Below are 22,654 nucleotides of genomic sequence, written 5' to 3'. Positions count from 1 at the left end.
AATACACTCAAAATTGTTCTGTAGCGAAATCAACTGTTCATGCTGCGGCTTGCGGCTTGAACATGACGAGCATCCACCACACTGCCAAGCAAAAGCCAGGCGAGACCGGCTGTTTTTAATGCAAATAAGGAGGTACCGCTAACTGTCAAAATCAGGCAGGAATAAACACACAAACACACCCGGAAACGCCGCCCTGTATCCGTGTGGACAGGCAACAGCCAGATGGAAAACCACAACAGGCTGGCTAATAACAAGCCAAACCTTGATAAAACATAGGCATAACCCATATCGCCAAAATTGATTGCCGGGCCAGTCAAGCCAAACAACATGGGCAGGTCAAATTGCAACAGCGACAGACCGGAATGTATCAGGCGGGAGGAAAAATTGTCCCCTGTCACATGTGGGAAAGCTGCCGCCATTACACAAATGACTAACAAACAAATAAAGGGAAAAACAATAAAAAGCTTATCCAGGCTGACAGGGAAAAAACGGATCAGCAGCAGAAATAAAATCATCATCATGCCAAAACGCGAATCCGCTAGTGCAATCATCATTGCGCTGGCTGCCAGAAAGGCAAACATCTTTTTCTTTTCCAGCCAGGGTTTGCTCATCCCCCAGGCAGCAATGATAACGGCAAAGTTACCAAGCGATACTGGCTCCAGAAATACCGAAGAAATCCGGTGATTGCCAAACACCATCGGCAAAATGGTACGGCCAATCCCTGCAGGGCGAAAACCATTCAGCTGTAGCTTCTGCCCCGTATACATGGCAGAGCTTTCACTGATAGAGCCTGTGCTGGCGTAATAGGAAAATACATTAAAAAAATTGGTATAGCTGCTAAGAAACAGCCATTCAAACACACCGACTGCTAATACGATACCAATCAACACCCAAAGCGCTCTATCTATCCAGCCTTTATCCTTGACATTCCGCCCCACCGTGACAAACAGAACCGGAATAATCAAATCCCGTATCGATTTGAAATCAATCCCACCCCAAAATAGCCCGGCAAATGACAGAAAAACCAATGCCACCAGAAATAAGCCAAGAGCACCAAGCGGGATAAAACGGAAGAACAACGGCAAGCAGGCCAGATAAATCATAAGCTCAAGCAAACCGATATGAATGGTTTTGATCTGAAAACCATGAGTATGAATAAAGCAGGCTAGCAAATGATAAACACAACTGGCCACCATGATGAACAGTATTTGCCGCCTCTCCTTCAATAGCTGTGCAGCATCTGCCACATTAAACCCAGACAACGGGAGTGAAGAATTGCTTGATTGCATCTGCATTATTCTTTCTGTTGTGTTCAGATACCGAAATATCGTTCCCGCTTGTCTGACGCTATGGCCTGATACAACTGGGAAGTGAAACTGGCCAATATCTGATCAGCCGCAGTATCATTTTCCACATCAACTGTTGAAACCCGCATCAATACCCCATCCGGAATTTTTCCCTGCAAACCATATTGCATCTGTGTCCATTTTCGCTGCCATCCCGGTGATATTTGCTTGCCCGACATCACCACCCAATAAGCAATATTCTCATGGCGACTGATACGATCGGCTGTCAGCCGGTGCATCAGCAACTGTCCCTGTCCGATAGCAAGCAATGACTCAGGTTGGCGTTGCAAGGCGAAGCCCTGCGCGGCATAACAGAATTCCGGCCGATGGACCTGGCTGGAGTCATCACGCTGATCCTGACCATACGCAATGGAAAGCATCACACGCCTACCAGCCTTATCGATATAGGTTTTGGCCAGAACCTGAGAGTAGATACTGGCCAGTTTCTTTAACACCACAGGATCGGGCAGGACTGGTGTGATATCAGGGTCAACCCGCCACTCACCAAAACGGGAGGGGACATCCGCTTCCAGTTTTATAGGAGGCTGCGTTTTCGCCAAGTATTGATCGGGCTGGTAAACAATAGACAAGATGAATGCTGCACTCATCAAACCGAACAATACCAATGCCATCAAACCGGATAATTGATTTTTAGGCATGAGTACCCGCCGGGAATATTCTGGATAGCAGTCCATCCATCACAAACAACAAAAGCAAGGCAAAACCAAATAATAACAACCCTGCAAATTGATGCATGAAACCTTGTCCAGCGGCATCACCAAGATGATACGTAATCAGGATCAAAACAATTACACGGATAACATTTGCCAGGAATGCAATCGGAACAATTGCAAAACCTAGTAAAACATTGCGCAGCCGGCTACCAATCGGATTCAGGTACATATACAGAATGCCAATAGATTCCAACGTGAACAGGGTATTCAGCCCGGCGCATGCGTCGGCAACCAGTATTTGATACTGCCCGACGGAAAGCACCACACCGGAACGTGCTATCGGGTAAGCTGCCAAACTCAGAATTCCGCCAGCCACCTGGGAAACCAATATTTTCATGGGTAGCGTCACCGCCTGTACCAGAATTCCAGGCAAGGGAACCATGAACAACATGAAAATTAATGGGAAAGCCAGTTTCCGCAAGCTTCGCCAACCAGACATCATCAAAGTCAAAGCTGCCAGCAGCAGAACCAGAGAGAAAACCTCAAGGGTATCAATTGCTTGAGAATGACCTACAAAATAAAAAATCAATGAAATCAGAAAGAAAAACATTCCTGTAACCGTAGCGGAACGACTTCGCTCCACTACAAGTTGCGGAATATTTTTCCATACCAGATACCATGCCACCAGGCAGATGACAGGCCCATGACCTTGTTCATCTCGCCACCACACCGTATTGGCCAGATTCCAGTACACAGGCACCATCAACAACACAAAACCAGATAGCACTAAAATCAGCGATGGATTATTCCACACTGTGCGCAATACTGATTTCAATCTGTTTTCCATGCAACTCAGTATCAGAACTGATTAAACACACTACCAACAACGGCAGCACCCACCTGGGAGATATCTGCAGCCAGTTGTTTCAAGCGTGTCACTTCTGTCACGTGCTCGCGAGCTACCAGCACTGCGCCGCCTGCATGAGAAGCAATTGCCTGGGCATCGGCATACATGGCTGCGGCGGGTGTATCAATAATGACAACATCAAAAGACTGTTTGGCCCATGCTATCAGCTGGCTACCAAAGCACTTGGCAATCAGCTCCTGTGGATTAGGGGGAATCGGGCCAGCGGGTAGAACTGTCAGACCCAGCAAACCGGTAATCTTATTGGAAACCTCATCCGCACTCGCCCTGCCCACAAGCAAAGTAGACAAGCCTTTGTCGTTTTCAATACCAAACAGCGCATGTAGCTGCGGATTACGCATATCCGCATCCACCAGCAGGGTTTTTTCGCCAAGCTGTGAAAAAACGACAGCGAGATTTGCAGCCAGAAAACTGCGGCCATCACCGCGCTGATCACCAACAACGCACAAAAACCGCTTGTCTTCCGCAGAAAACCAGCGGATCAACAACTGGCTGCGCAACGCACGCATGGATTCGGCCACCGGGCTGAATGGGTTAAATGCAGCGATGATATCCTTGCTCACCCGGGAGTCAGCTCCCTGGATATATGAATAATCATACTGATCAGACAGAGCAAACTGAATATCTTCATCTGTCAAAATACCAAGAGAAATTGCCGCCTCGCCAAATCTCACTTTATGTTCGCGTTGATACCGTAGAATCTTTTCGGCATTTTCCATGGAAAGTCGGCCACTATCCAGCAAAATGGCGCCAATCGAGCGGCCACGTACATTCATGTTTGCTTCTACTTGCTTGTTCATTATTATTCCTTGCTTAGCCTGACTATTCATGCATCAACGGAAGCCAGGGATGCTGAGGCGGCGCTTTGCTGGTGCTGTCGACTGAATGGTTGCCAGAACCGGAATGCCAACCAGGTCATGAATATCCGCAGCGGTATGAATCCGGCGACGGAACGCTTCTGACAAGACAACATAGGCAATACCAGAGAAGACACCCAGAACAATGCCAAGAAGTGTATTCAGATAAATATTGGGAAATGATGGATTCAAAGGCTCAGAAGCCATTTTCAAAATAGTCACATTGGTCTGGTTGCTACTACTTTGCAAGCTGGTTTGCGCCAGACGTTGCAAGGCACCATCGTAGCTGCGCTGTGCGTTCTCCACATCATGCGCCAGGATATCGGCCTTACTACGGTGCGATTTCAACTGCATTACTTTGCGCTTTTGATCCTCCATCGCTTTCAACAAGGCACTTTGACGCGAGGCGGCATTGCCAGCGGCATCTTTCAAACCTTGGCCATATGTCTTGATCTGGGAATCCAGCTGACTATGCAATTCATCCAGTTGTGCCTTCAGCTGTTGATAAAGCGGATGGTTAGGTCCAGAACGCGTTGCGATGTCCTTGAATTCGGATTCTTTTTGCGCAATCTGAATTTTCAGTTGTTGCACCAGTGAGTTATTCAATACATCAGGTGCCACACCGTTTTGACTACGCGCTCTGGAGTGCGCATCAGCAGCAGCTGCCTGGGCATCTACAACTTGGGAGGACAAGTCATTCAGATGTTGGGTTTCCACGTCCACACGTTCATCCGTGTCAACGATGCCCTCTTTGGACTGATAATCAGCCAGTGCTTGCTGAGCCTTTTCAACCTTCTTTTGCAAGCCATTTAATTGCGCTTCAAAAAACTGACTATTTGCCAGCGCCGCAGACATTCTAGAGTCCGCCACCAACTGCACATAAGCTTCCGAAAATGCATTAGCAACGGTCGCACTGTACTTTGAATCGCCCGACTTGTAACGAATGGTCAATACTGCATTATCGCCTGTTTGTACAACATCAAGCGAAGTAAGCAAGCCAGCAGCCAGCCAATCTCTAAAGCTGCCACGTCCAGCACCCACCGTCTGAAATTTTTCCTTCAGCGCAGGATTTGATTCCAGCTTTAGCTTGTCAACCACAATCAGGGCAGCTCTTTGACTTTGAATCATCTCTGCCTGCGTTGACATATAACCGGAAATTGCATTCATTGTTGTCGACAAACCGGTGACCGGATCCATATTTGTCGTATCAACTGCAATAACGGATTCAGCAGTGTACTTTGCTGGCAAGATGAAACTAATCAAAAAAACACCGAGCGCTATGCAAGCTGCGATCAAGGCTGCTTTCTTTCGACCCGCATAAATAATTTGCAGCAATTGTGTAATTGTCATTCCCAACTCCATCAGGGACTTGCCCCTTTAATCCTCTAATTTAAAAGAGACTTTCCTTGACCAGCAGTACATCATCCGGTTGTAGCAAATCGTTCAATGAAGCTCGTATTTCTTCGGTGCTACCATCTGGCTTCTTGCGGAAGATAGTAAACTTCTTTGTCTCTGCTTTGGGTGTAAAACTGCCACTTGCAGAAATGGCCTGCATGACATTCATGGATGCATCCAGCCGGAACATGCCAGGCTTCTGCACTTCGCCATACACATAAAACTGTGGTGCTTTCGGTACATAAATAACATCACCATGTTGTACTTGCAGGGTTGGTTTGCCTGTTGCGGTCTTATCCAGCAGATCACTTAATGAATAATCCTTCTTGACCTGCACGCCTGCATTATCTTGTCGAATCAATACCACACGATCCCCACCGGTAGGTGCTATACCGCCTGCGATGGCGATAGCCTCTGGCAAGGTAGTAATACTATCCAGCAAAATTCGACCAGGGTGATTGACTTCGCCAACCACAGAAATCTTCTGACTCCTGTACTGGGTGACCAGCAGAGTCACATTCGGATTCTTGACAAACCCTCCTGCTGACAATTTTTCTGCAATAAGTTTTTCGACTTCAGAAAAAGTCATCCCACTGATTGTAATTTGCCCAATCAGTGGAAAGGTTACTTTCCCATCACTACTAATTTGTGTTTCCGTAGTCAAATCTGGCAGATTATAGACAGTAATTTTCACTGCATCCCCTGGGCCAAGCGGGAGGTTTTCCGCCGCAATTGCTTTTACACAAAGCATTGACACAAGAAGAATCATCGCAACTTTAAATATTGCTTTCATCCCGTTACCTTTCTGTTTTTATTGCACTTCTACTCAGTGCAAACTGCCATATTCTATTTACCAACCGTAGCTGATGAGTCAACATACTCAATCTTTGCTTGCTTCCGGTAGTCTTTTAATTCCGTATCAATTTTTTCACGAACTCGCTCAGCACCGATTTTACTTTTTATCAAATCAATTGACTGAGCAAAATCCAACGGTGTAATCTGTCGCGACATCAACTGATCCAGCTCATATCCGGCCTGTGTACGAATAACTTTTATATCGCCAACTTTCATCTTGGTTAATTGCGCAAGCATTTCACTTGGCAATAGCTCAGTACTGACTTCAATATCTCTCTCATCAAACTTGACAGCTGCATCAGCAAGTACTTTTTGCGTCTGCTCAATCGTAGTCGACTTTTCCAGGTCTGCCGAAAATGAATCAAAGTTCTTTACATTCGAAAAGAGAAATGCGTGAAACTTGTATTTAGTGCGATTCGAAAACTGCTCTGCATGCTGTTCATAATACTTTTTGACATCAGCAAGTTCAGGAGCACTTACTCCCTTGACAATACGAGCGATTGAGTCTTGCGAATAAATTTGCCGCTTGCTCATTTCCACTTGCATCAAGACATTAGGATCCTGATCAACCTTGTTTTTAATCGCCTGATTAATCAGCAATTGCTGATTAATCAAATCATCAAGCACATCTTTCTTATTGGGCGTCTTACCTTCTGCACTCAGCTTGGCCATAAGATAGTTAAGTTGATGCACAGTAATCTCAACACCATCCACCTTGGCCACCACCTGCGTAGCATCATTTTGGTGAGACTGATTACAAGCTGACAGCAAAGGAACAGCCATCAGTACACACATACCCCACCATGAACTTTTAAACATTGACACCTCGCATTAAAACGCCGACTTATCATTAAAAACCATCGTTATTGTTTTAATGATAATCTTGACATCAAGCCATAGCGACCAGCATCGCAAATAATCCAAATCATATGCAACGCGATTTTCCATTTTATCCAGCGTATCAGTCTCACCACGATATCCATTTACCTGAGCCCAGCCGGTAATACCCGGCCTAGCCTTGTGCCGTATCATGTAACCTTTAATCAGTTTTCGATATTGTTCATTATGAGCATTTGCGTGTGGACGCGGCCCCACCACACTCATACGCCCTTGCAGCACATTGATGAATTGGGGCAACTCATCAAGGGATGTCTTTCGCAAGAACCCGCCAATTTTCGTCAAGCGTGAATCATTACGTTTTGCCTGGGTTACCACGCTGCCATTTTCTTGCACCGTCATCGAGCGGAACTTGTAAACCTCAATAGATTCACCATTCAAACCATATCTCTTTTGTTTGAATATGACAGGGCCTCTTGATGTCAACTTCACTGCAACTGCGATACCAAGCAGCACAGGCCACAACATCAGGAGGGCAGCACTTGCAAACACGATATCGAATAATCGCTTGACCATACCGGAGACGCCCAGAAATGGTGTTTCGCAAACCGCCAGCACGGGAACATTACCGACATGATCAAGTTCTGCCTGAATAATAAGGTCAAAAATGAACATATCCGGCACGAAGTAGATTGAAGCCGTGGTATCTCTCAACTCATCCAGGATAGCCAATACCCGTGGCTGTGATGCCATAGGCAATGTGATATAAATCGCATGCACATTGTGCTTTCGCACGTAATCTGCAAGCTGAGCAATCCCGCCTAGTAGTTCATTTTTCTCAATACCAGTTCTGGCAACCGGTCTGTCATCAAAAAAACCAAGCGACTTTACTTTCATCCAAGGCTGCGACTTAAACTCTTGTGCAAGCAATTTACCAGACTCTGTCGCACCAATTATCACGGCTTTTTTTGCTTTGCCGCTCAAGGCATCCGCATCAAGAAAAAATTTAGATACCAAACCATGTGCAACGAATAGAAGCAGAGGCGTAATGAATGCCCACTCAATCAAAAACGCTCTATTGACCAGACTCCACAAACCCGCAGCATAAACAAGGCCAAGAGCAGCCCCTACGACAAGAAACCAGCCGAGTACAAGCCCGGCAATATCTTTAGCTGAAGTATTTTTATTGGGTAGAAAAAGCCCAGACCCATCAAGAATATAATTTGTCAACAGATAGACAACAGCCGCTGACGCAAAATGTGGCAGTGCAACTCTGCCATAATGCATCTTGCAAAGTGCCAAATAAAAAATGACAACGATTAGCGGATCTATGATGGACTTGAAAAGCGTTGCCGTAGGAGAAACCTTGGCCAAGAAACCGAACCGTCCCCACGCCGCCGTCTGGATACCAGTTGCTTGACGCTCTGCACGTGGCAGTACAGAAGACGGTTGACCATAATCCACAGGCTGGTTTGTTGCCATATTGTTATCTCAAAATCACCCAAATTGGTTTGCAAGCCGCTCACAGCATCAAACGGCATAATATGATGCAAATAGTTCCAATTTTATGATTATGTAATTACATCTGTAAAGCGTATTTTTATTTTAAACTAAACTGTCCTGTTAAATTTTCTTTAAAATAAATGCATTTTTATCATGCTATGGTTAAAATTACGTAAAGCTACGTAGATACTTCTTGCTTTTTCAGCGTGCAGGATGCGTGAAAAATCTTTGCTTTAAATATTTATTTATATTTGATCGGCGTTTATTAAAGATATATCTTTAAATCCCAGCAAAATATAAATCCGCACCTTGCAAAATTATCACTTTGTTATTTTTTGCCAAACCACTCCCCCAACATGCTTTTGATGACCGCCGCATTAAAGCGCGGCATGCGCCCGTCCGCCCAATCCTGACGTCCCAGGTGGTAGTTGAAGCGTTCAAACTGGGCCGGCTGCCCCAGTGCGTTATTACGGGAATACAGCGTTACCCACGGATCACCTTCCCGCCAGGCAATGGCCACCGGCACACCCTCCACTTCGCCCGACCACAGCTGGTCGCTTTCACAAAAGTGAACATCATCCAGCAGTACCATATTGACGATGGGGGCCAGGCCGCCGCGCTGGGCATAAAAGCGGCGCAAGTGTCGACACAACCTTTCCTTGCTGCCCACCGGCGCGTGCGCACCGCGCAGCAAGAAGTAATTGCAGCTGCAACTCATGCTGCCCGGGTCAACCCGGTAACATTTTCCTGGCGTGATGCTGCTATGCATGATGACAGCGGGGAAGTCCAGCGGAGGAAAGGTAAGACGATCACGCACAAAAGGGCCGCCACTGCGGGCTGCCACCTCATCCCCACCGCGACGCGGCTGAGATGGAGGCGGCAGCTGGATTTCGACAGAGCGCGGCAATGTCACATCCTGCAGCCCGCTTTTGTCTGCCCAGGCACCCCCCAGCCACGAGGCAATTCCTGCGATGACAAAGCCCGACACCACTAATACCAGCATGCTCAGCCACATACTCCCCCCCGCAAACACATTTTCATTGTTATTGACTGCCTTGCTCCGCCAGACGGCACCTGACTCCTGCCCCAGCGCACCTGCCTTCAAGCCAGGCAATGCATATGTTGTAGTTTATCCAACGCTTGTTTACTAATTTCTGCCGCATGCCTTGGCCATGAAAAAACCGGCCAGTGGCCGGTTTTCCTGATCTGATCTTGCTATTCAAAGCATAGCTTCAGCGCGATTTGACAAAGGGCACGCCAATGGCCTTGGGCGCTACGGCGCGACCGACAAAGCCAGCCAGCAGCAACACAGTCAGCACATAGGGAATGACCTGAATGGCCTGCGACGGAATCTGGCCAATCACAGGCAAATCCACCCCTTCCAGCCGGATTTGCAGCGCGTCGGCAAAGGCAAACAGCAGGCAGCCCGATACCGCAGGCAGCGGTCGCCACTTACCGAAGATCAGTGCCGCCAATGCCAGAAAGCCCTTGCCAGCTGTCATCTCCTTGATAAAGGAGCCGGTCTGGTACACCGACAGGAAAGTACCGGCCATGCCGCACAGCACACCACCCCAGAACAGCGCGATGTAACGCACCCGCGCTACAGAAACACCAGCGGTATCTGCCGCATGCGGGTTTTCGCCCACCGCGCGCAGACGCAGACCAAAGCGGCTGCGGTATACCACCCAGCTCACCAGCGGAATGATGATAATGGTGAGGTAAACCAGCACGCTGTGACCGGACAAGAGCTTGCTATACAGCTGACCGATAACAGGCACATTCGACAAGGCATCGGCAAACGGCAGGGTAATGTCATGAAAGCGCGAGTCATCATCCAGCTGCGGCGTATTACCACCTTGCTGGAACCAGGCGAGGGCCAGCACCGGCGTGATGCCGGAGGCAATGGTATTGATGGCCATGCCGGAAATCAGCTGGTTGCCGTTATAAGTCACCGAGACAAAGGCATGCACCATGGCCATGCTGACTGCCGCCATCACCCCGGCCAACAGGCCCAGCCAGGGCGAGTGGGTGACAAAGGCCGCCGCACCAGAGGCAAACGCCGCCACCAGCATCTTGCCTTCCAGGCCGATGTCCACTACACCGGAACGTTCAGAGAACATGCCTGCCAAGGCCGCCAGCACCAGCGGCGTGGCAACCCGAATGGTCGAATCAAGCAGACTGAGCCATTGCTCCATCACTTATCCTCCTTGCGTTTGAACAGCCCGGCGATGAAGGGCTCGAACAGGTTTTCCAGCGCACCGCAAAACAGAATGATCAAACCTTGAATGAAGATGATCATCTCGCGGGTAATCACCGGCTTTTCAAACGACAGCTCCAGTCCACCCTGGGTCAGGCCGCCAAACAGCAAGGCAGACAGGATGATACCTACCGGGTGGTTACGCCCCATCAGCGCCACGGCAATGCCGACAAAGCCCACACCATTGGTAAAGGACACATTCATGCGGTGAGTGGAACCCAGCAACTCGTTGATGGCCGCAAAGCCGGACAAGGCACCGGAGATGCACATGGCCAGCATGATGGTTTTGCTGACATTGATCCCGGCATAGCGCGCCGCGCTTTCGTTCACGCCGACGGTGCGCAACTGGAAGCCCCAGCGGCTATGCCACACCAGCAGGTAGAACAGCACGCAGGCCAGCAAGGCCATGATGAAGGTGAGGTTGAGCGGGGTATTGGGCAGTGCGATACCCACACCGGCAGCCAGCTGATGCAGGGCAGGAATCCACGCAGCCTGACCAAATTCACGCGTGGTCGGGTTTTGCGAACCGGCTTCAATCAGGTGGTGGCTAATCAGGTACAACATCAGCGAATAGGCAATGAAGTTGAACATGATGGTGGTCACCACAATGTGGCTGCCACGCTTGGCCTGTAACCAGCCAGGAATAAAGGCCCAGGCCGCACCAAAGCCCATGGCCGCCAGAATGCACAAGGGCACCAGCACCAAGGGTGGCAGGGTGTGGTCAAACGCCAGCACCACCAGCGTCACCCCCAGCCCGGCCAGATAGGCCTGCCCTTCTCCACCGATATTGAACAGCCCGGCATGAAAGGCCGTCGCCACAGCCAAACCGGTAAAAATGAAACCGGTGGTATAGAACAGCGTGTAGCCTATGCCCTCACCACTGCCAAAAGCGCCGCTGACCAGCAGTTGCAGACATTCCCACGGGTCTTCGCCAATCAGCCAGGTGACAAAACCTGTCACCAGCAAGGCCGCCAGCAGATTAAGTACCGGCAACACGCTTAACTGCGCCCAGCGCGGCAAGGTGGACGGTTGTCCGAATTTCACTGTTTATGCCCCCCCATCAACAAGCCCAGCGATAATGTGTCGGCTTCTTTGGCCGCCACTTCGCCACTGATCTGACCGCCCGCCATCACCAGGATGCGGTCGGACAAGGCCAGAATTTCTTCCAGTTCCACCGACACCAGCAAGATGGCCTTGCCGGCATCGCGCAATTCCACCAGGCGGCGGTGGATGAACTCGATGGCACCGATATCCACCCCCCGCGTAGGCTGACCAATCAACAACAAGTCAGGGTTAGCGTGGATTTCACGTGCCAGCACCACTTTTTGCTGATTGCCGCCGGACAGCAGGCCCACGCGCAGCTGGGCATTGTCCGGACGGATATCAAACTGGCGGATGAAATCGCGGGTACGCGCCAGCAATGCCTGGCGAGAAAACAAGCCACGTCGGCTGATGGTTTTATCGTTGTGATAACCCAGGATGGCGTTCTCGAACATGGGGAAGGATTTCACCAGCCCCTCGCGCGAACGGTCTTCCGGCACATGGGCAATACCCTTCTGACGATACAACGCCGCACGCGGCTGGCTGGATTTTTCCAGCAGCAAGTCCTGGTCGTGGTAACGGACTTCACCACTGCTGGGCTCCACCATGCCGGCCAGCACTTCCAGCAGTTCGGATTGGCCATTGCCGGACACCCCGGCAATGCCAACGATCTCACCGGCCCGCACCTGGAAATTCAGCCCATCCAGCAGCTTGACGCCACGGGCATCGGTCAGGTTCAGGTCGCGGACCTCCAGTACCGCTGCGCCAGGCAAGCGCTCGGCCTTGTCCACCTTCAGCGACACCTTCCGCCCCACCATCAGGTCGGCCAGCTTTTCCTTATCAACCTCGGCAGTGCGTACATTCCCCACCACGGTACCGGCGCGCATCACCGTCACCGCATCGGTGATGTCCATCACCTCGCGCAGTTTGTGGGTGATCAGGATTACTGTCTTGCCCTGCTCGCGCAGCGCCCGCAGGATGCAGAACAAATGATCCGCCTCTTGCGGCGTCAGCACCGCAGTGGGCTCATCCAGAATCAGCACATCGGCACCGCGATAGAGCGCCTTGAGAATTTCCACCCGCTGTTGCAGGCCCACGCCCAGCTCGCCCACCAGGGCGTCCGGGTCCACTTCCAGCGAATAATCGCGATTGAGTTGCAGCAAATGCGCCCGCGCCTGCTCCATGCCCTGCTTGAGCAGCAGGCCGCCTTCGGCCCCCAGCACAATGTTTTCCAGCACGGTAAAGGTATCCACCAGCATGAAGTGCTGATGCACCATGCCGATACCCAGCCGGATGGCCTCCTGGCTATTGCGAATACGCACTTCTTGGCCATTCACCCGGATGCTGCCGCCGTCTGCCTGGTAATAACCGTACAGAATGCTCATCAGCGTGGATTTGCCCGCGCCGTTTTCACCGATGATGCCGTGAATGGAGCCCTTGGCGATGTGCATCGTTACATCGCGATTGGCCTGCACCGCACCAAAGCGCTTGCTGATGCCAGCCAGTTCGATGGCGAAATCAGTCATGCCTGTATTTCCCCGCATGCAATGAATCCCGGCCGGGCCACAAGAACCAAACAGGCACGAGAGCCGAAGCCATCGTGCCTGCAGTCCTCCCGGGCCGCGGCCGGGAAAAGAATCATCTAAAGACTTACTTCACCGGGCAGCTATTGTTGGTGCGATAGTCCACCACGCTGAGCTTGCCGCTGATGATGTCCTTCTTGGCCGCGCCAATCTTCTTTTCCATATCCGCGGAAATCAGCTTGCGGTTGTTGGCATCCAGCGCCCAGTCCACGCCACCTTCCTTCAGGCCCATTACCTTCACTTCCGGCTTCCAGCTGCCATCCTTGGCGGATTTGAAGGTGTCGTACACGGCATTGTCCACGCGCTTCACCATGGAAGTCAGCACAAAACCCGGGTACAGGTGGTTCTGGTTGCTGTCCACGCCAATGGACAGCTTGTTGGCGGTCTTGGCGGCCTGCAGCACGCCCAGGCCAGTACCACCGGCGGCGGCAAACACGACATCCACGCCACGGTCAAACTGGCTCTTGGCCAGTTCGGTGCCACGTGCCGGGTCGTTGAAGGCCTGCGGGGTGGTGCCGGTCATGTTCTGGATGACTTCGGTTTTCTTGCTGGCGTACTTGGCACCCTGCACATAGCCACAGCCAAAAGCGCGGATCAGCGGCACGTCCATGCCACCGATATAACCCACCTTGCCGGACTTGGACGCCAGGGCAGCGGCCATACCTACCAGGAAGGAGCCTTCCTGTTCCTTGAACACGATGCTCTGTACGTTCGGACCCTTGGCCACCGAGTCAATAATGGTGAACTTCACCTTGGGGAATTCCTTGGCCACGGTTTCCACCGCCTGGGTGAAGGAGAAGCCCACGGAGACGATCAGGTCGGCATCCTTGCGTGCCAGGTTGCGCAGCAGCTGTTCTTTCTGCGCTTCGGAGGCGATGGTGCCTTCGCGGTAGCTGATCTTGAATTCCTTCTTGAAACGCTCGGCGCCATTGAAGGCCGCCTCGTTGAAGCTCTTGTCGAACTTGCCAGCCTGGTCGTAAATCACTGCCGGGCTGAAATCCTTGGCAAAGCTGGTGCCAGCCAGTACAGACAGGGCCACGGCAAGGCTTGCACGTTTCAATTGAATGGTCATATCAGGAACTCTTGGTTTTGTTGGTCAACATGCCTGTGCGGCACAGGCCGGCAGAGGCAAATTCGGAAAGCCCCACCTTCCGCATTGGCTATTTTGCACACATCACCCTGTTGTAGCTAAACCGAAATCAGCCAACAAGGCGGTATTTCAATCTGATGGGCGCGGCGAATTGTAATGAGGGGGAAATTGACTGTAAACATTTTCCTCTCTACTTTGAAATACCCTGTCGCAAAGCTGGATGTTGTGCGCAACAAAACCACACCATGCTGCGCTCTACGCCATAAAACACATGCCAACATGCCATGACAAAACAGAAAATATGACAACTTGACCCGGGCGGCGCAAGATTGCGCTGCATTTTCCCGACGTCTTGCTGTGTCAAATCAACCACGCCATTGTCAGTCACATATCCAAGCGAGGCGCAAAGCCCTACAATCGCCGCCTTCGCATCGTCAACACTGCCATGCTACCCATCCTCTACCGCGATCAGCAGCTGATCGCCATCCACAAGCCCTCCAACTTGCTGGTGCACCGCTCCGAGCTGGACCGCCACGAAACCCGCTTCGCCATCCAGCTGCTGCGCGACCAGATCGGCCAGCGCGTGTACCCTGTGCACCGGCTGGACAAGGGCACATCCGGCGTGTTGTTGTTTGCCCTGGACAAGGACAGTGCGCGAGAGATGAGCTGGCAATTCGAAAGACAGGAAGTCAGCAAACGTTATCTGGCCGTGGTGCGCGGCCATCCGGCCGAATCCGGCCATATCGACCACGCCCTCAGCCGCCGGGTGGACGACCTTGCCTGGCTCGGAGAAAAGGTACAGCCGGGCCCGCAAGATGCACAAACCGACTACCGCCGCCTGGCTACCATCGAGCTACCCATCGCAGTAGACCGCTATCCCAGCAGCCGCTATGCGCTGATGGAGCTGTCGCCACTCACCGGCCGTCGCCACCAGTTGCGTCGCCACATGAAGCACATCGCCCACCCCATTATTGGCGATGCCACCCACGGCAAAGGTGTGCATAACCGCATGTTTGCCGAGCACTTTGACAGCCAGCGCATGCTGCTGGCCTGCATGGAAATGCAGATTACCCACCCAGAGACCGGTGCAGCCATCACCCTGACTTGCCCGTTGGCGGAAGACTTTGCCAGTGTGGTACGGGCACTGGGCTGGGAGCAGGCCATCCCCGCCCACTGGCTGCCCGCCGTCTGATGTGCGGTCAAATCCGCTACAATGCCGCCATTGTCTTAGAAAGCTGATGCATGCTGAGTTATCGCCACGCCTTTCACGCCGGCAACCACGCCGACGTGCTCAAGCACCTGATTGAAATTGCTGTACTGGACTACCTGGGCCAGAAAGACAAACCCTACTGGTATATCGACACCCATGCCGGTGCCGGTGGTTACGCGCTGCATGAAGGTTATGCTGCCAAGAATGCCGAATACCTGAGCGGTATTGCCCGCCTGTGGGAGCGTACCGACCTGCCACCAGCAGTGGCGGCCTATGTGGACGTAGTGCGCGAGATGAACCCGGATGGGGAGCTGCGCTATTACCCCGGCTCGCCCTGGTGCGCCGCCGCCGTGATGCCGCCAAGCGACAAGCTGCGCCTGTTCGAGCTGCACCCGACTGATTTCCAGCTGCTGGAGCAGAACTTTGGCGGCCATCCACGCCGCACCCAGCTGCAGCAAGCCAACGGCTTTGAAGGCATCAAGGCCATCCTGCCACCGCCGCCACGCCGTGGCCTGGTACTGATAGACCCACCGTATGAAGACAAGCGCGACTACCAGCATGTGGTAACGGCGCTGAAAGAAGGCCTGAAGCGCTTTGCCACCGGGGTGTACGCAGTGTGGTACCCCTGCCTGCAACGCGCTGAAATGAAAGAGCTACCCAAAGAGCTGAAAAAACTGCCCGCCAAAAGCTGGCTGCGCGCCGAGCTGCATGTGCAAGCACCGTCGGCAGACGGCTTTGGCATGTACGGCAGCGGCATGTTCCTGCTTAACCCGCCGTGGACCCTGCCCGCCATGCTCAAGGAAGTCCTGCCTTATCTGGTTGAGCATCTGGGTCAGGACGCCAAGGCCAGCTTCATTCTGGAAACCGGCGGCGATTTGTAAACCACCGCTCATTCGATTGCACAGTGCCACCCTGCGAGGTGGCATTTTTCATGCCGCAACCTGCAGACGTAAAAAAGCCGACCACAAGGTCGGCTTTTGTCTGACAAACAGGCTGGATTATTTCAGCAGCCTGCTGATGTCCTTGGCTTCCCAGTGCGGGAAATGCTTGCGCACCAGCTGGTTGAACTCCAGCTCGAAAGCACGCAGACGCGCCAGTTCGTCACTCACCGGCTCGGCTGTGGATTCGGCTGCCGCCGTCACCATGCCCGCCGCCGCAGTGGCATTGGACAGACGGTCGATAATGATGAAGCTGCCGGTGCCACGGCACTGGGCGTAGGCATCAAACACCACCGGTGCGTTAAGCTCCACGCGGCACAGGGCAATTTCATTCAGTGCCAGTTGCGGGGCATCAAACTGCTGCAGTGAGTTGACATCAACACGGTGCTCGATGGCAGCCACACGACCGCTCACCACCTTGCCGGCCAGCTTGAAACCGTACTCCTTGCCCACCACCAGCGGTGCTTCGGCCATCCACACCACGTGGGCGTCAAATGCCTGCGCCACATTGGGCTGCACCTCGCCGGCACGCACAATCATGTCGCCGCGGGAGATGTCGATTTCATCTTCCAATGTCAGGGTAATGGCCTGGCCGACAAAGGCCGACGGCTGATTGCCTTCAAAGGTAACCACTTCCTTCACCTTGCTACGCTTGCCGGATGGCAGGGCCACAATCGCGTCACCCGGCTTCACCTCACCGGCCACCACCGTGCCGCAGAAACCGCGGAAGTCCAGATTCGGGCGGTTGACGTACTGCACCGGCAGACGGAAGGCTTCCAGCGCCACGTCGTGGCTCACCTGCACACTCTCCAGCAGCTCCATCAGGGTAGCACCCTGATACCAGCCCATGTTTTCGCTACGCGTTACCACATTGTCGCCACGCAGGGCGGAAATCGGCACAAAGCGGATATCCGGAATGGTCAGGTGTTCGGAGAAGGCCAGATATTCTTCACGGATGCGGTCGTACACTTGCTGGCTGTGCTCCACCAGGTCCATCTTGTTGATGGCCACAATCACGTGCTTGATACCCAGCAGGCTGACAATGAAGCTGTGACGGCGGGTCTGGGTTTGCACACCACGACGCGCGTCAATCAGAATCACCGCCAGATTGCAGGTGGACGCGCCGGTGGCCATGTTACGCGTGTACTGCTCGTGCCCCGGGCAGTCGGCAATGATGAACTTGCGCTTTTCGGTACTGAAGTAGCGATAGGCCACGTCGATGGTGATGCCTTGCTCACGTTCGGCCTGCAAACCATCCACCAGCAAGGCTAGGTCGATTTCCTGGTCGGTGGTGTTGTACTTTTTCGAGTCACGCTCGATTGCCGCCAGCTGGTCTTCGAAAATCAGCTTGGAGTCATGCAGCAGGCGGCCAATCAGCGTGGATTTGCCGTCGTCGACATTGCCACAGGTGATGAAGCGCAGCATGTCCTTGTTTTCATGCTGCTTCAGGTATTCCAGGATATCGCTGGCAATCAGCTCGGACTGGTGAGACATGATCGTTCTTTCCGCTGTAGCCCACCGCCAGGGCGATGAGCATCAATTCTTCAGAGTGGTGACTGGATGGAGCCGGGCTTAGAAATAACCTTCCATCTTCTTCTTTTCCATCGAGCCGGCCTGATCATGGTCGATCAGACGGCCCTGACGCTCACTGGTGGTGGTCAGCAGCATTTCCTGGATGACCTCCGGCAGCGTGGCGGCAGTGGACTCCACCGCGCCAGTCAGCGGGTAACAGCCCAGGGTGCGGAAGCGCACTTGCTTCTTGGTGATGCTGGCTTTTTGTTCCGGCGTCAGGTATTGCAGAATGCGGTCGTCATCAATCATCACCAGCGTGCCATTGAGGTTGACTACTTCACGCTCGGCGGCGAAATACAGCGGCACGATGTCGATGTTTTCCAAATAGATGTACTGCCAGATATCCAGCTCGGTCCAGTTGGACAGCGGGAACACGCGAATGCTCTCACCCTTGTCGATCTTGCTGTTGTAGATGTTCCAGAGTTCCGGACGCTGGTTTTTCGGGTCCCAGCGATGGTTCTTGTCGCGGAAGGAATACACGCGCTCCTTGGCGCGGGACTTTTCTTCGTCACGGCGCGCGCCACCAAAGGCCGCATCAAAACCGTATTTGTTCAGCGCTTGCTTCAGGCCTTCGGTCTTCATCACATCGGTGTGCTTGGCACTGCCGACGGTGAAGGGATTAACGTTAGCCTTCACGCCCTCTTCATTCACATGCACGATCAGGTCCCAGCCTTCGGCTGCCTGCTTGTCGCGCAGGGCGTACATGTCCTTGAACTTCCAGGTGGTGTCCACATGCATCAGCGGGAACGGCGGCTTGCCCGGCGCAAAAGCCTTGCGCGCCAAGTGCAGCATCACGGCAGAATCCTTGCCGATACTGTACAACATGACCGGATTTTCAAATTCCGCGGCCACTTCACGGATGATGTGGATCGACTCGGCTTCCAGCTGCTTGAGATGAGTCAGCTTTTGTTGACTGATGTTCATGATTCCCGCCTGTTCCTGGGCTGTCTGCACTCTTGGCGAGCACAGCATGATGGTTTGCTTGACGTCCAATGTACCGGAAGCACTGCTTTTTTCCAAAATCAGTTGGATATATCAATATGCACTATCTAAGTGAAAATTCAGTCCAAAGAGCAATAACGCAATGCGGATTAAGCCATGCTGTGCAGCCTGTTTCGCCATATAGTGACAAGCAGGGAGAACACATCATGAACCGCGACAACAATAATGCGGAATACCAGGTCAACCGCCGCATACCCTGCCCAGATGGCAGCGTGCTATTACTGTGCAGCATGGAGGGCCAGCGCTACCTGCTGGACCCTATGACAACGCCCGACAGCCACCCGGCACCTGTACACGGCCTGCTTGCCCACAACAACACGACAACTGTACTGGGTGAGCAGCCATACAGCTGTTACCTGATGGGTGAAAGCCGACTGCTCAGCGACACACTGGCCAGCCGCCCCGATGACCGCACGGCAGCCGGCTTGCTGTGCGACTGCATGGAAGCGCTGCTACACCTGCAACGGCACCAACTGACACTGGCTCAGTTGGATGCAGAACACATCTTGCTCGATTCACAAGGGCAAGCCTGCCTGCTCGCCGGACAAACCTTCCCGGCAACTGAGGAAGCAAGCCTGCAAAACAATGTACGACAGGCTGGACGGCTGTTTTACCGCTTGCTCACCGGTCGGCCGCATGGCAACTTGCCACTGCAGCAGTTACGGCCGGATCTGGACCCGGAACTGCTGCAACTCTGTCAAACACTGCTCGACTGCCATACGCCAGCCAGCAGTACCAGCCGGGCGGCACTGGCTCAGTTACAGGATTGGCTGGTGCGGCAACAGCGCTTTGTTCGCAGCGAAGGCAACCAGCAAGCCGCATTGCAGCAACTGCTGCAGCGCATGCGTCACAACCCGGACTTCCCCGCCCTGTCACAGGCCATCAATGCCATCAACCACATCGGTAATGCCGACAGCGAACGACTGCAAGTGCTGGCGGAAATCATCCTCAAGGATTTTTCACTCACCAATAAGCTATTACGCGTGGTCAATACCGCCAACTTCAGCCAGTTTGGCGGAGCGGTAAGTACCATTTCGCGCGCCATCGTCATTCTCGGCTTTGATACCATTCGCAACCTGGCACTGACATTGCTGCTGTTTGAACACATGCACAACCGCAGTCACGCGCAGGAAGTGCGCGACGTCGCCGCCAGCGCCCTGTTTTGCGGGCTACTGGCCCGCAGCCTGGCCCGACACAGCCGCATGCAAGAGGCAGAGGAAGCCCTGATTTGCGGAATGTTTCAGCAGTTGGGTGAATTGCTGTGTGTGTACTACTTCCGCAATGAATATCATCTGATCCACAAGAAAATCGACACCGGCAGCAACGCGGCACAGGCCGTACAACATACGCTAGGCATCTCCTATGCCGCACTCGGCTCCAGCACTGCCGAGGCCTGGAGCTTTCCCGAGCGCATCGTCAGCAGTCTGGAACCTTATCCGCCAGGACCGGTGCGACCACCTCAACACAATGCAGCCAGACTGCGCATGCTGGGCAACCTGGCACAAGAACTCACCCAGCTCCTTGCCACACCAAGCACCGCAAACACCACGCATGCGCAGCAACTACTCAACCGCTATACACGAGCCCTGCCGCTGGAAATAAACAGCCTGCATGCTGTCATTGCCGAAACCCAGACAGAATTTGCCAACACGCTGCATGAATGGAGCAATGATGCGAATGTGCAAGGCAAAGCCAGGCAGCTGAAAACCGCCGCACTTGGCAGCCATGCAAACAACAAGCCAGACGCACCGGTCGCCGAGCTGGAAACCAGCTATATCACCTCCGCACCAGCTACCACCTCGCTCTTGTCCAGTGGCATACAGGAAGTGACATCCACCTTGTTGGGCAATTACCAGCTGAACGATCTGTTGCGGATGATTCTGGAAATCATGTACCGCGCGGTGGGTTTCGATCACGTGGTGCTTTGCACCAAGGACCCGCGCCACAATGTGCTGCACGCTCGCTTCGGCTTTGGCGAAAACACTGCCGCCCTATTACCGGTTTTCAAGGTGGACCTGCAACAACAGGACAATGCTTTTTGCATCGCCATGGAGCGTAATGTCGATATTTTCATCGAGGACGCCAATGCAATCGCCATCAGTAGTCATATTCCAATGTGGTATCGTCAACTCAATCTTGCCCAGACGTTTATCATCTTTCCCCTTGTGCTGGAAAAGAGGAAAATAGGCTTCCTTTACGGCGACAAAAAGCAGGCACACAGCCTGCCTTTGCAGCCAGATGAACTGAATCTCCTCAAGACGCTACGCAACCAGGCCTTGCTGGCCATTCGCCAACAGCAGAACTGAACCCAGTCAGAGAAACCGCTTGCCTTCATCAATCCCGACCACCACAGCACTGACCCGCAGAAGTCTGCTGCAACGCGGGCTAACCATTGCGGGTGCCGGGCTGCTGCAAGCCTGCGGCACCACAACGCAACCCACCACCATCAAAACCACCATGCCCATGCAAAACCATGAAATTGCGTTACTTGCCTGCTCCGGAACACTGCCCAACGCCTTGCAGCGTCAGCACGGCGTGGAGCGATTGCAGCAAGCCGGGTTTAGCGTCAGCAACCGTAGTGCCATTGATCGCCAGTACCAGCGCTTTGCCGGTACGGATCAACAGCGCTTACAAGACCTCAATCAGCTGTCACAGCGACAAGACATGCCGCGCATGCTGCTGGCGGGCCGTGGTGGATATGGCGCTTGCCGCCTGTTGCAGGACATTGATTACCAGCGACTGTGCCCCATGCTCAAGGAAGCAGGTACCCAGATCATGGGCTATAGCGACTTCACCGCCATTCAGCTTGCCTTGCTAGCCAAAGGAGGTGTTGGCAGCTTCGCCGGCCCCATGCTGTACAGCGACTTTGGTGGCCGCAAACTCAGCCCGATGACCATGCAGCATTTCATTCAGGCCACAACAACCGAAAACTGGACCGTCACCATCACCACGCCACAAGCAGCAACAGCAAGCGGTGAAGGCATATTCTGGGGCGGCAACCTTAGCGTACTGTCCAGCTTGATCGGCACCCCGTTCCTGCCAAACATCCAAGGGGGGCTATTGTTTCTGGAGGATGTGGGTGAACAGCCCTACCGACTGGAGCGCATGCTGCAGCAGCTCTACCTGGCCGGCATCCTGCAACGCCAAAAAGCCATTTTCCTGGGTGATTTCGCCATGGGCCGCATCGTGGATGCCTACGACGCTGGCTACACGCTGGACACTGTGATTGCTCAAATACGCAGCCAGCTAAAGATTCCCGTTTTCACAGGCATACCCTTCGGACACATTCACGACAAAACCACCCTGCCTCTGGGCTACCCTGCCCGCTTTACCGCCAGCGAATCAGGTCTGACACTCGCTTTCAGTCACTACCCGGTACAGCCTGCAGCCGGGCTCACGCTGGAACGACTACTGACGGAAAGCTAAGTCAAGAAACAAAAAGCCACCCAACGGTGGCTTTTTGTTTGGCTTTATTGCTTGGCCCCATGCGGCACCTGGATATCCGGTTCGCGGGATAACAGCAGTATTCGCTACCAAGGCATGCGCAGTGAGATAGCAAGCATGAGCGC

The 22,654-nt window shown here is 53.1% G+C and carries 19 protein-coding genes; 4 read left to right on the top strand and 15 right to left on the bottom strand.

The window, feature by feature from the left end; translation table 11 throughout:
- Positions 1-29: 29 nt before the first annotated feature.
- The 13 genes from HWX34_RS16010 to HWX34_RS15950 all read right to left on the bottom strand — a co-directional run bounded on the left by HWX34_RS16010 (position 30) and on the right by HWX34_RS15950 (position 14,345).
- Entirely contained in the window at positions 30-1,289 is a 1,260-nt protein-coding gene (locus tag HWX34_RS16010; RefSeq protein ID WP_178973180.1) for a hypothetical protein, read from the bottom strand.
- A 23-nt stretch (positions 1,290-1,312) separates the two neighbouring features.
- Positions 1,313-2,005, bottom strand: a complete 693-nt coding sequence (gene epsI, locus HWX34_RS16005; RefSeq protein ID WP_178973179.1) for an exosortase-associated protein EpsI, B-type — start codon at positions 2,003-2,005, stop codon at positions 1,313-1,315.
- On the bottom strand, positions 1,998-2,867 hold the full coding sequence (gene xrtB / locus HWX34_RS16000; protein ID WP_178973178.1) for an exosortase B: 870 nt from the start codon (positions 2,865-2,867) through the stop codon (positions 1,998-2,000). The genes epsI and xrtB overlap by 8 nt, the downstream gene beginning before the upstream one ends.
- Positions 2,868-2,878: 11 nt before the next feature.
- Complete coding sequence (gene epsG, locus HWX34_RS15995; RefSeq protein WP_178973177.1) at positions 2,879-3,745, bottom strand: chain length determinant protein tyrosine kinase EpsG; 867 nt, start codon at positions 3,743-3,745, stop codon at positions 2,879-2,881.
- 33 nt (positions 3,746-3,778) lie between these two features.
- Positions 3,779-5,152, bottom strand: coding sequence for a chain length determinant protein EpsF (gene epsF, locus HWX34_RS15990; protein WP_178973176.1), 1,374 nt, complete (start codon positions 5,150-5,152; stop codon positions 3,779-3,781).
- A 40-nt stretch (positions 5,153-5,192) separates the two neighbouring features.
- Entirely contained in the window at positions 5,193-5,990 is a 798-nt protein-coding gene (locus HWX34_RS15985; RefSeq protein WP_178973175.1) for a polysaccharide biosynthesis/export family protein, read from the bottom strand.
- Between the two features lie 53 nt (positions 5,991-6,043).
- Positions 6,044-6,835 (bottom strand): EpsD family peptidyl-prolyl cis-trans isomerase, encoded by a 792-nt coding sequence (locus HWX34_RS15980; RefSeq protein ID WP_178973174.1) that lies wholly within the window; start codon positions 6,833-6,835, stop codon positions 6,044-6,046.
- A gap of 48 nt (positions 6,836-6,883) precedes the next feature.
- Complete coding sequence (locus HWX34_RS15975) at positions 6,884-8,371, bottom strand: undecaprenyl-phosphate glucose phosphotransferase (RefSeq protein WP_178973173.1); 1,488 nt, start codon at positions 8,369-8,371, stop codon at positions 6,884-6,886.
- Between the two features lie 349 nt (positions 8,372-8,720).
- The gene (locus HWX34_RS15970; protein ID WP_178973172.1) at positions 8,721-9,395 is read right to left on the bottom strand and encodes a hypothetical protein; all 675 of its coding nucleotides are present in this window, start codon (positions 9,393-9,395) and stop codon (positions 8,721-8,723) included.
- A gap of 229 nt (positions 9,396-9,624) precedes the next feature.
- Complete coding sequence (locus HWX34_RS15965) at positions 9,625-10,587, bottom strand: ABC transporter permease (protein ID WP_178973171.1); 963 nt, start codon at positions 10,585-10,587, stop codon at positions 9,625-9,627.
- Positions 10,587-11,693, bottom strand: coding sequence for an ABC transporter permease (locus HWX34_RS15960; RefSeq protein WP_178973170.1), 1,107 nt, complete (start codon positions 11,691-11,693; stop codon positions 10,587-10,589). Before HWX34_RS15960 ends, HWX34_RS15965 begins: the two co-directional genes overlap by 1 nt.
- The gene (locus HWX34_RS15955) at positions 11,690-13,216 is read right to left on the bottom strand and encodes an ABC transporter ATP-binding protein (protein ID WP_178973169.1); all 1,527 of its coding nucleotides are present in this window, start codon (positions 13,214-13,216) and stop codon (positions 11,690-11,692) included. Before HWX34_RS15955 ends, HWX34_RS15960 begins: the two co-directional genes overlap by 4 nt.
- 124 nt (positions 13,217-13,340) lie before the next feature.
- The gene (locus HWX34_RS15950; RefSeq protein WP_178973168.1) at positions 13,341-14,345 is read right to left on the bottom strand and encodes a BMP family protein; all 1,005 of its coding nucleotides are present in this window, start codon (positions 14,343-14,345) and stop codon (positions 13,341-13,343) included.
- A 463-nt stretch (positions 14,346-14,808) separates the two neighbouring features.
- Here HWX34_RS15950 and HWX34_RS15945 point away from each other — a divergent pair, with 463 nt between their 5' ends.
- Entirely contained in the window at positions 14,809-15,555 is a 747-nt protein-coding gene (locus HWX34_RS15945; RefSeq protein WP_178973167.1) for a tRNA pseudouridine(65) synthase TruC, read from the top strand.
- 50 nt (positions 15,556-15,605) lie between these two features.
- Entirely contained in the window at positions 15,606-16,454 is an 849-nt protein-coding gene (locus tag HWX34_RS15940; protein WP_178973166.1) for a 23S rRNA (adenine(2030)-N(6))-methyltransferase RlmJ, read from the top strand.
- A 117-nt stretch (positions 16,455-16,571) separates the two neighbouring features.
- Here HWX34_RS15940 and cysN read toward each other — a convergent pair whose 3' ends face one another.
- Both cysN and cysD read right to left on the bottom strand, forming a co-directional pair.
- Entirely contained in the window at positions 16,572-18,005 is a 1,434-nt protein-coding gene (gene cysN, locus HWX34_RS15935; protein ID WP_178973165.1) for a sulfate adenylyltransferase subunit CysN, read from the bottom strand.
- Between the two features lie 78 nt (positions 18,006-18,083).
- Entirely contained in the window at positions 18,084-19,007 is a 924-nt protein-coding gene (cysD, locus tag HWX34_RS15930) for a sulfate adenylyltransferase subunit CysD (RefSeq protein ID WP_089084156.1), read from the bottom strand.
- A gap of 224 nt (positions 19,008-19,231) precedes the next feature.
- Between cysD and HWX34_RS15925 the strand changes: the two genes are divergently transcribed.
- Together HWX34_RS15925 and HWX34_RS15920 are read left to right on the top strand one after the other, a co-directional pair.
- The gene (locus HWX34_RS15925; protein ID WP_178973164.1) at positions 19,232-21,391 is read left to right on the top strand and encodes an HDOD domain-containing protein; all 2,160 of its coding nucleotides are present in this window, start codon (positions 19,232-19,234) and stop codon (positions 21,389-21,391) included.
- A 19-nt stretch (positions 21,392-21,410) separates the two neighbouring features.
- On the top strand, positions 21,411-22,511 hold the full coding sequence (locus tag HWX34_RS15920) for an LD-carboxypeptidase (RefSeq protein WP_255497171.1): 1,101 nt from the start codon (positions 21,411-21,413) through the stop codon (positions 22,509-22,511).
- Positions 22,512-22,654: the final 143 nt, after the last annotated feature.

Source organism: Aquitalea sp. LB_tupeE (genome assembly GCF_013391415.1).
GTDB lineage: Bacteria > Pseudomonadota > Gammaproteobacteria > Burkholderiales > Chromobacteriaceae > Aquitalea.
The sequence above is the reverse complement of the archived record's forward strand: the minus strand, read 5'-3'. Positions and strand labels throughout refer to the sequence as shown.

Excerpts from the sequence above, each read along its gene's own strand:
- HWX34_RS16010 (WP_178973180.1), bottom strand. The coding sequence starts at position 1,289 with ATGCAATCAAGCAATTCTTCACTCCCGTTGTCTGGGTTTAATGTGGCA.
- epsI (WP_178973179.1), bottom strand. The coding sequence starts at position 2,005 with ATGCCTAAAAATCAATTATCCGGTTTGATGGCATTGGTATTGTTCGGT.
- xrtB (WP_178973178.1), bottom strand. The coding sequence starts at position 2,867 with ATGGAAAACAGATTGAAATCAGTATTGCGCACAGTGTGGAATAATCCA.
- epsG (WP_178973177.1), bottom strand. The coding sequence starts at position 3,745 with ATGAACAAGCAAGTAGAAGCAAACATGAATGTACGTGGCCGCTCGATT.
- epsF (WP_178973176.1), bottom strand. The coding sequence starts at position 5,152 with ATGACAATTACACAATTGCTGCAAATTATTTATGCGGGTCGAAAGAAA.
- HWX34_RS15985 (WP_178973175.1), bottom strand. The coding sequence starts at position 5,990 with ATGAAAGCAATATTTAAAGTTGCGATGATTCTTCTTGTGTCAATGCTT.
- HWX34_RS15980 (WP_178973174.1), bottom strand. The coding sequence starts at position 6,835 with ATGGCTGTTCCTTTGCTGTCAGCTTGTAATCAGTCTCACCAAAATGAT.
- HWX34_RS15975 (WP_178973173.1), bottom strand. The coding sequence starts at position 8,371 with ATGGCAACAAACCAGCCTGTGGATTATGGTCAACCGTCTTCTGTACTG.
- HWX34_RS15970 (WP_178973172.1), bottom strand. The coding sequence starts at position 9,395 with ATGCTGGTATTAGTGGTGTCGGGCTTTGTCATCGCAGGAATTGCCTCG.
- HWX34_RS15965 (WP_178973171.1), bottom strand. The coding sequence starts at position 10,587 with ATGGAGCAATGGCTCAGTCTGCTTGATTCGACCATTCGGGTTGCCACG.
- HWX34_RS15955 (WP_178973169.1), bottom strand. The coding sequence starts at position 13,216 with ATGACTGATTTCGCCATCGAACTGGCTGGCATCAGCAAGCGCTTTGGT.
- HWX34_RS15950 (WP_178973168.1), bottom strand. The coding sequence starts at position 14,345 with ATGACCATTCAATTGAAACGTGCAAGCCTTGCCGTGGCCCTGTCTGTA.
- HWX34_RS15945 (WP_178973167.1), top strand. The coding sequence starts at position 14,809 with ATGCTACCCATCCTCTACCGCGATCAGCAGCTGATCGCCATCCACAAG.
- HWX34_RS15940 (WP_178973166.1), top strand. The coding sequence starts at position 15,606 with ATGCTGAGTTATCGCCACGCCTTTCACGCCGGCAACCACGCCGACGTG.
- cysN (WP_178973165.1), bottom strand. The coding sequence starts at position 18,005 with ATGTCTCACCAGTCCGAGCTGATTGCCAGCGATATCCTGGAATACCTG.
- cysD (WP_089084156.1), bottom strand. The coding sequence starts at position 19,007 with ATGAACATCAGTCAACAAAAGCTGACTCATCTCAAGCAGCTGGAAGCC.
- HWX34_RS15925 (WP_178973164.1), top strand. The coding sequence starts at position 19,232 with ATGAACCGCGACAACAATAATGCGGAATACCAGGTCAACCGCCGCATA.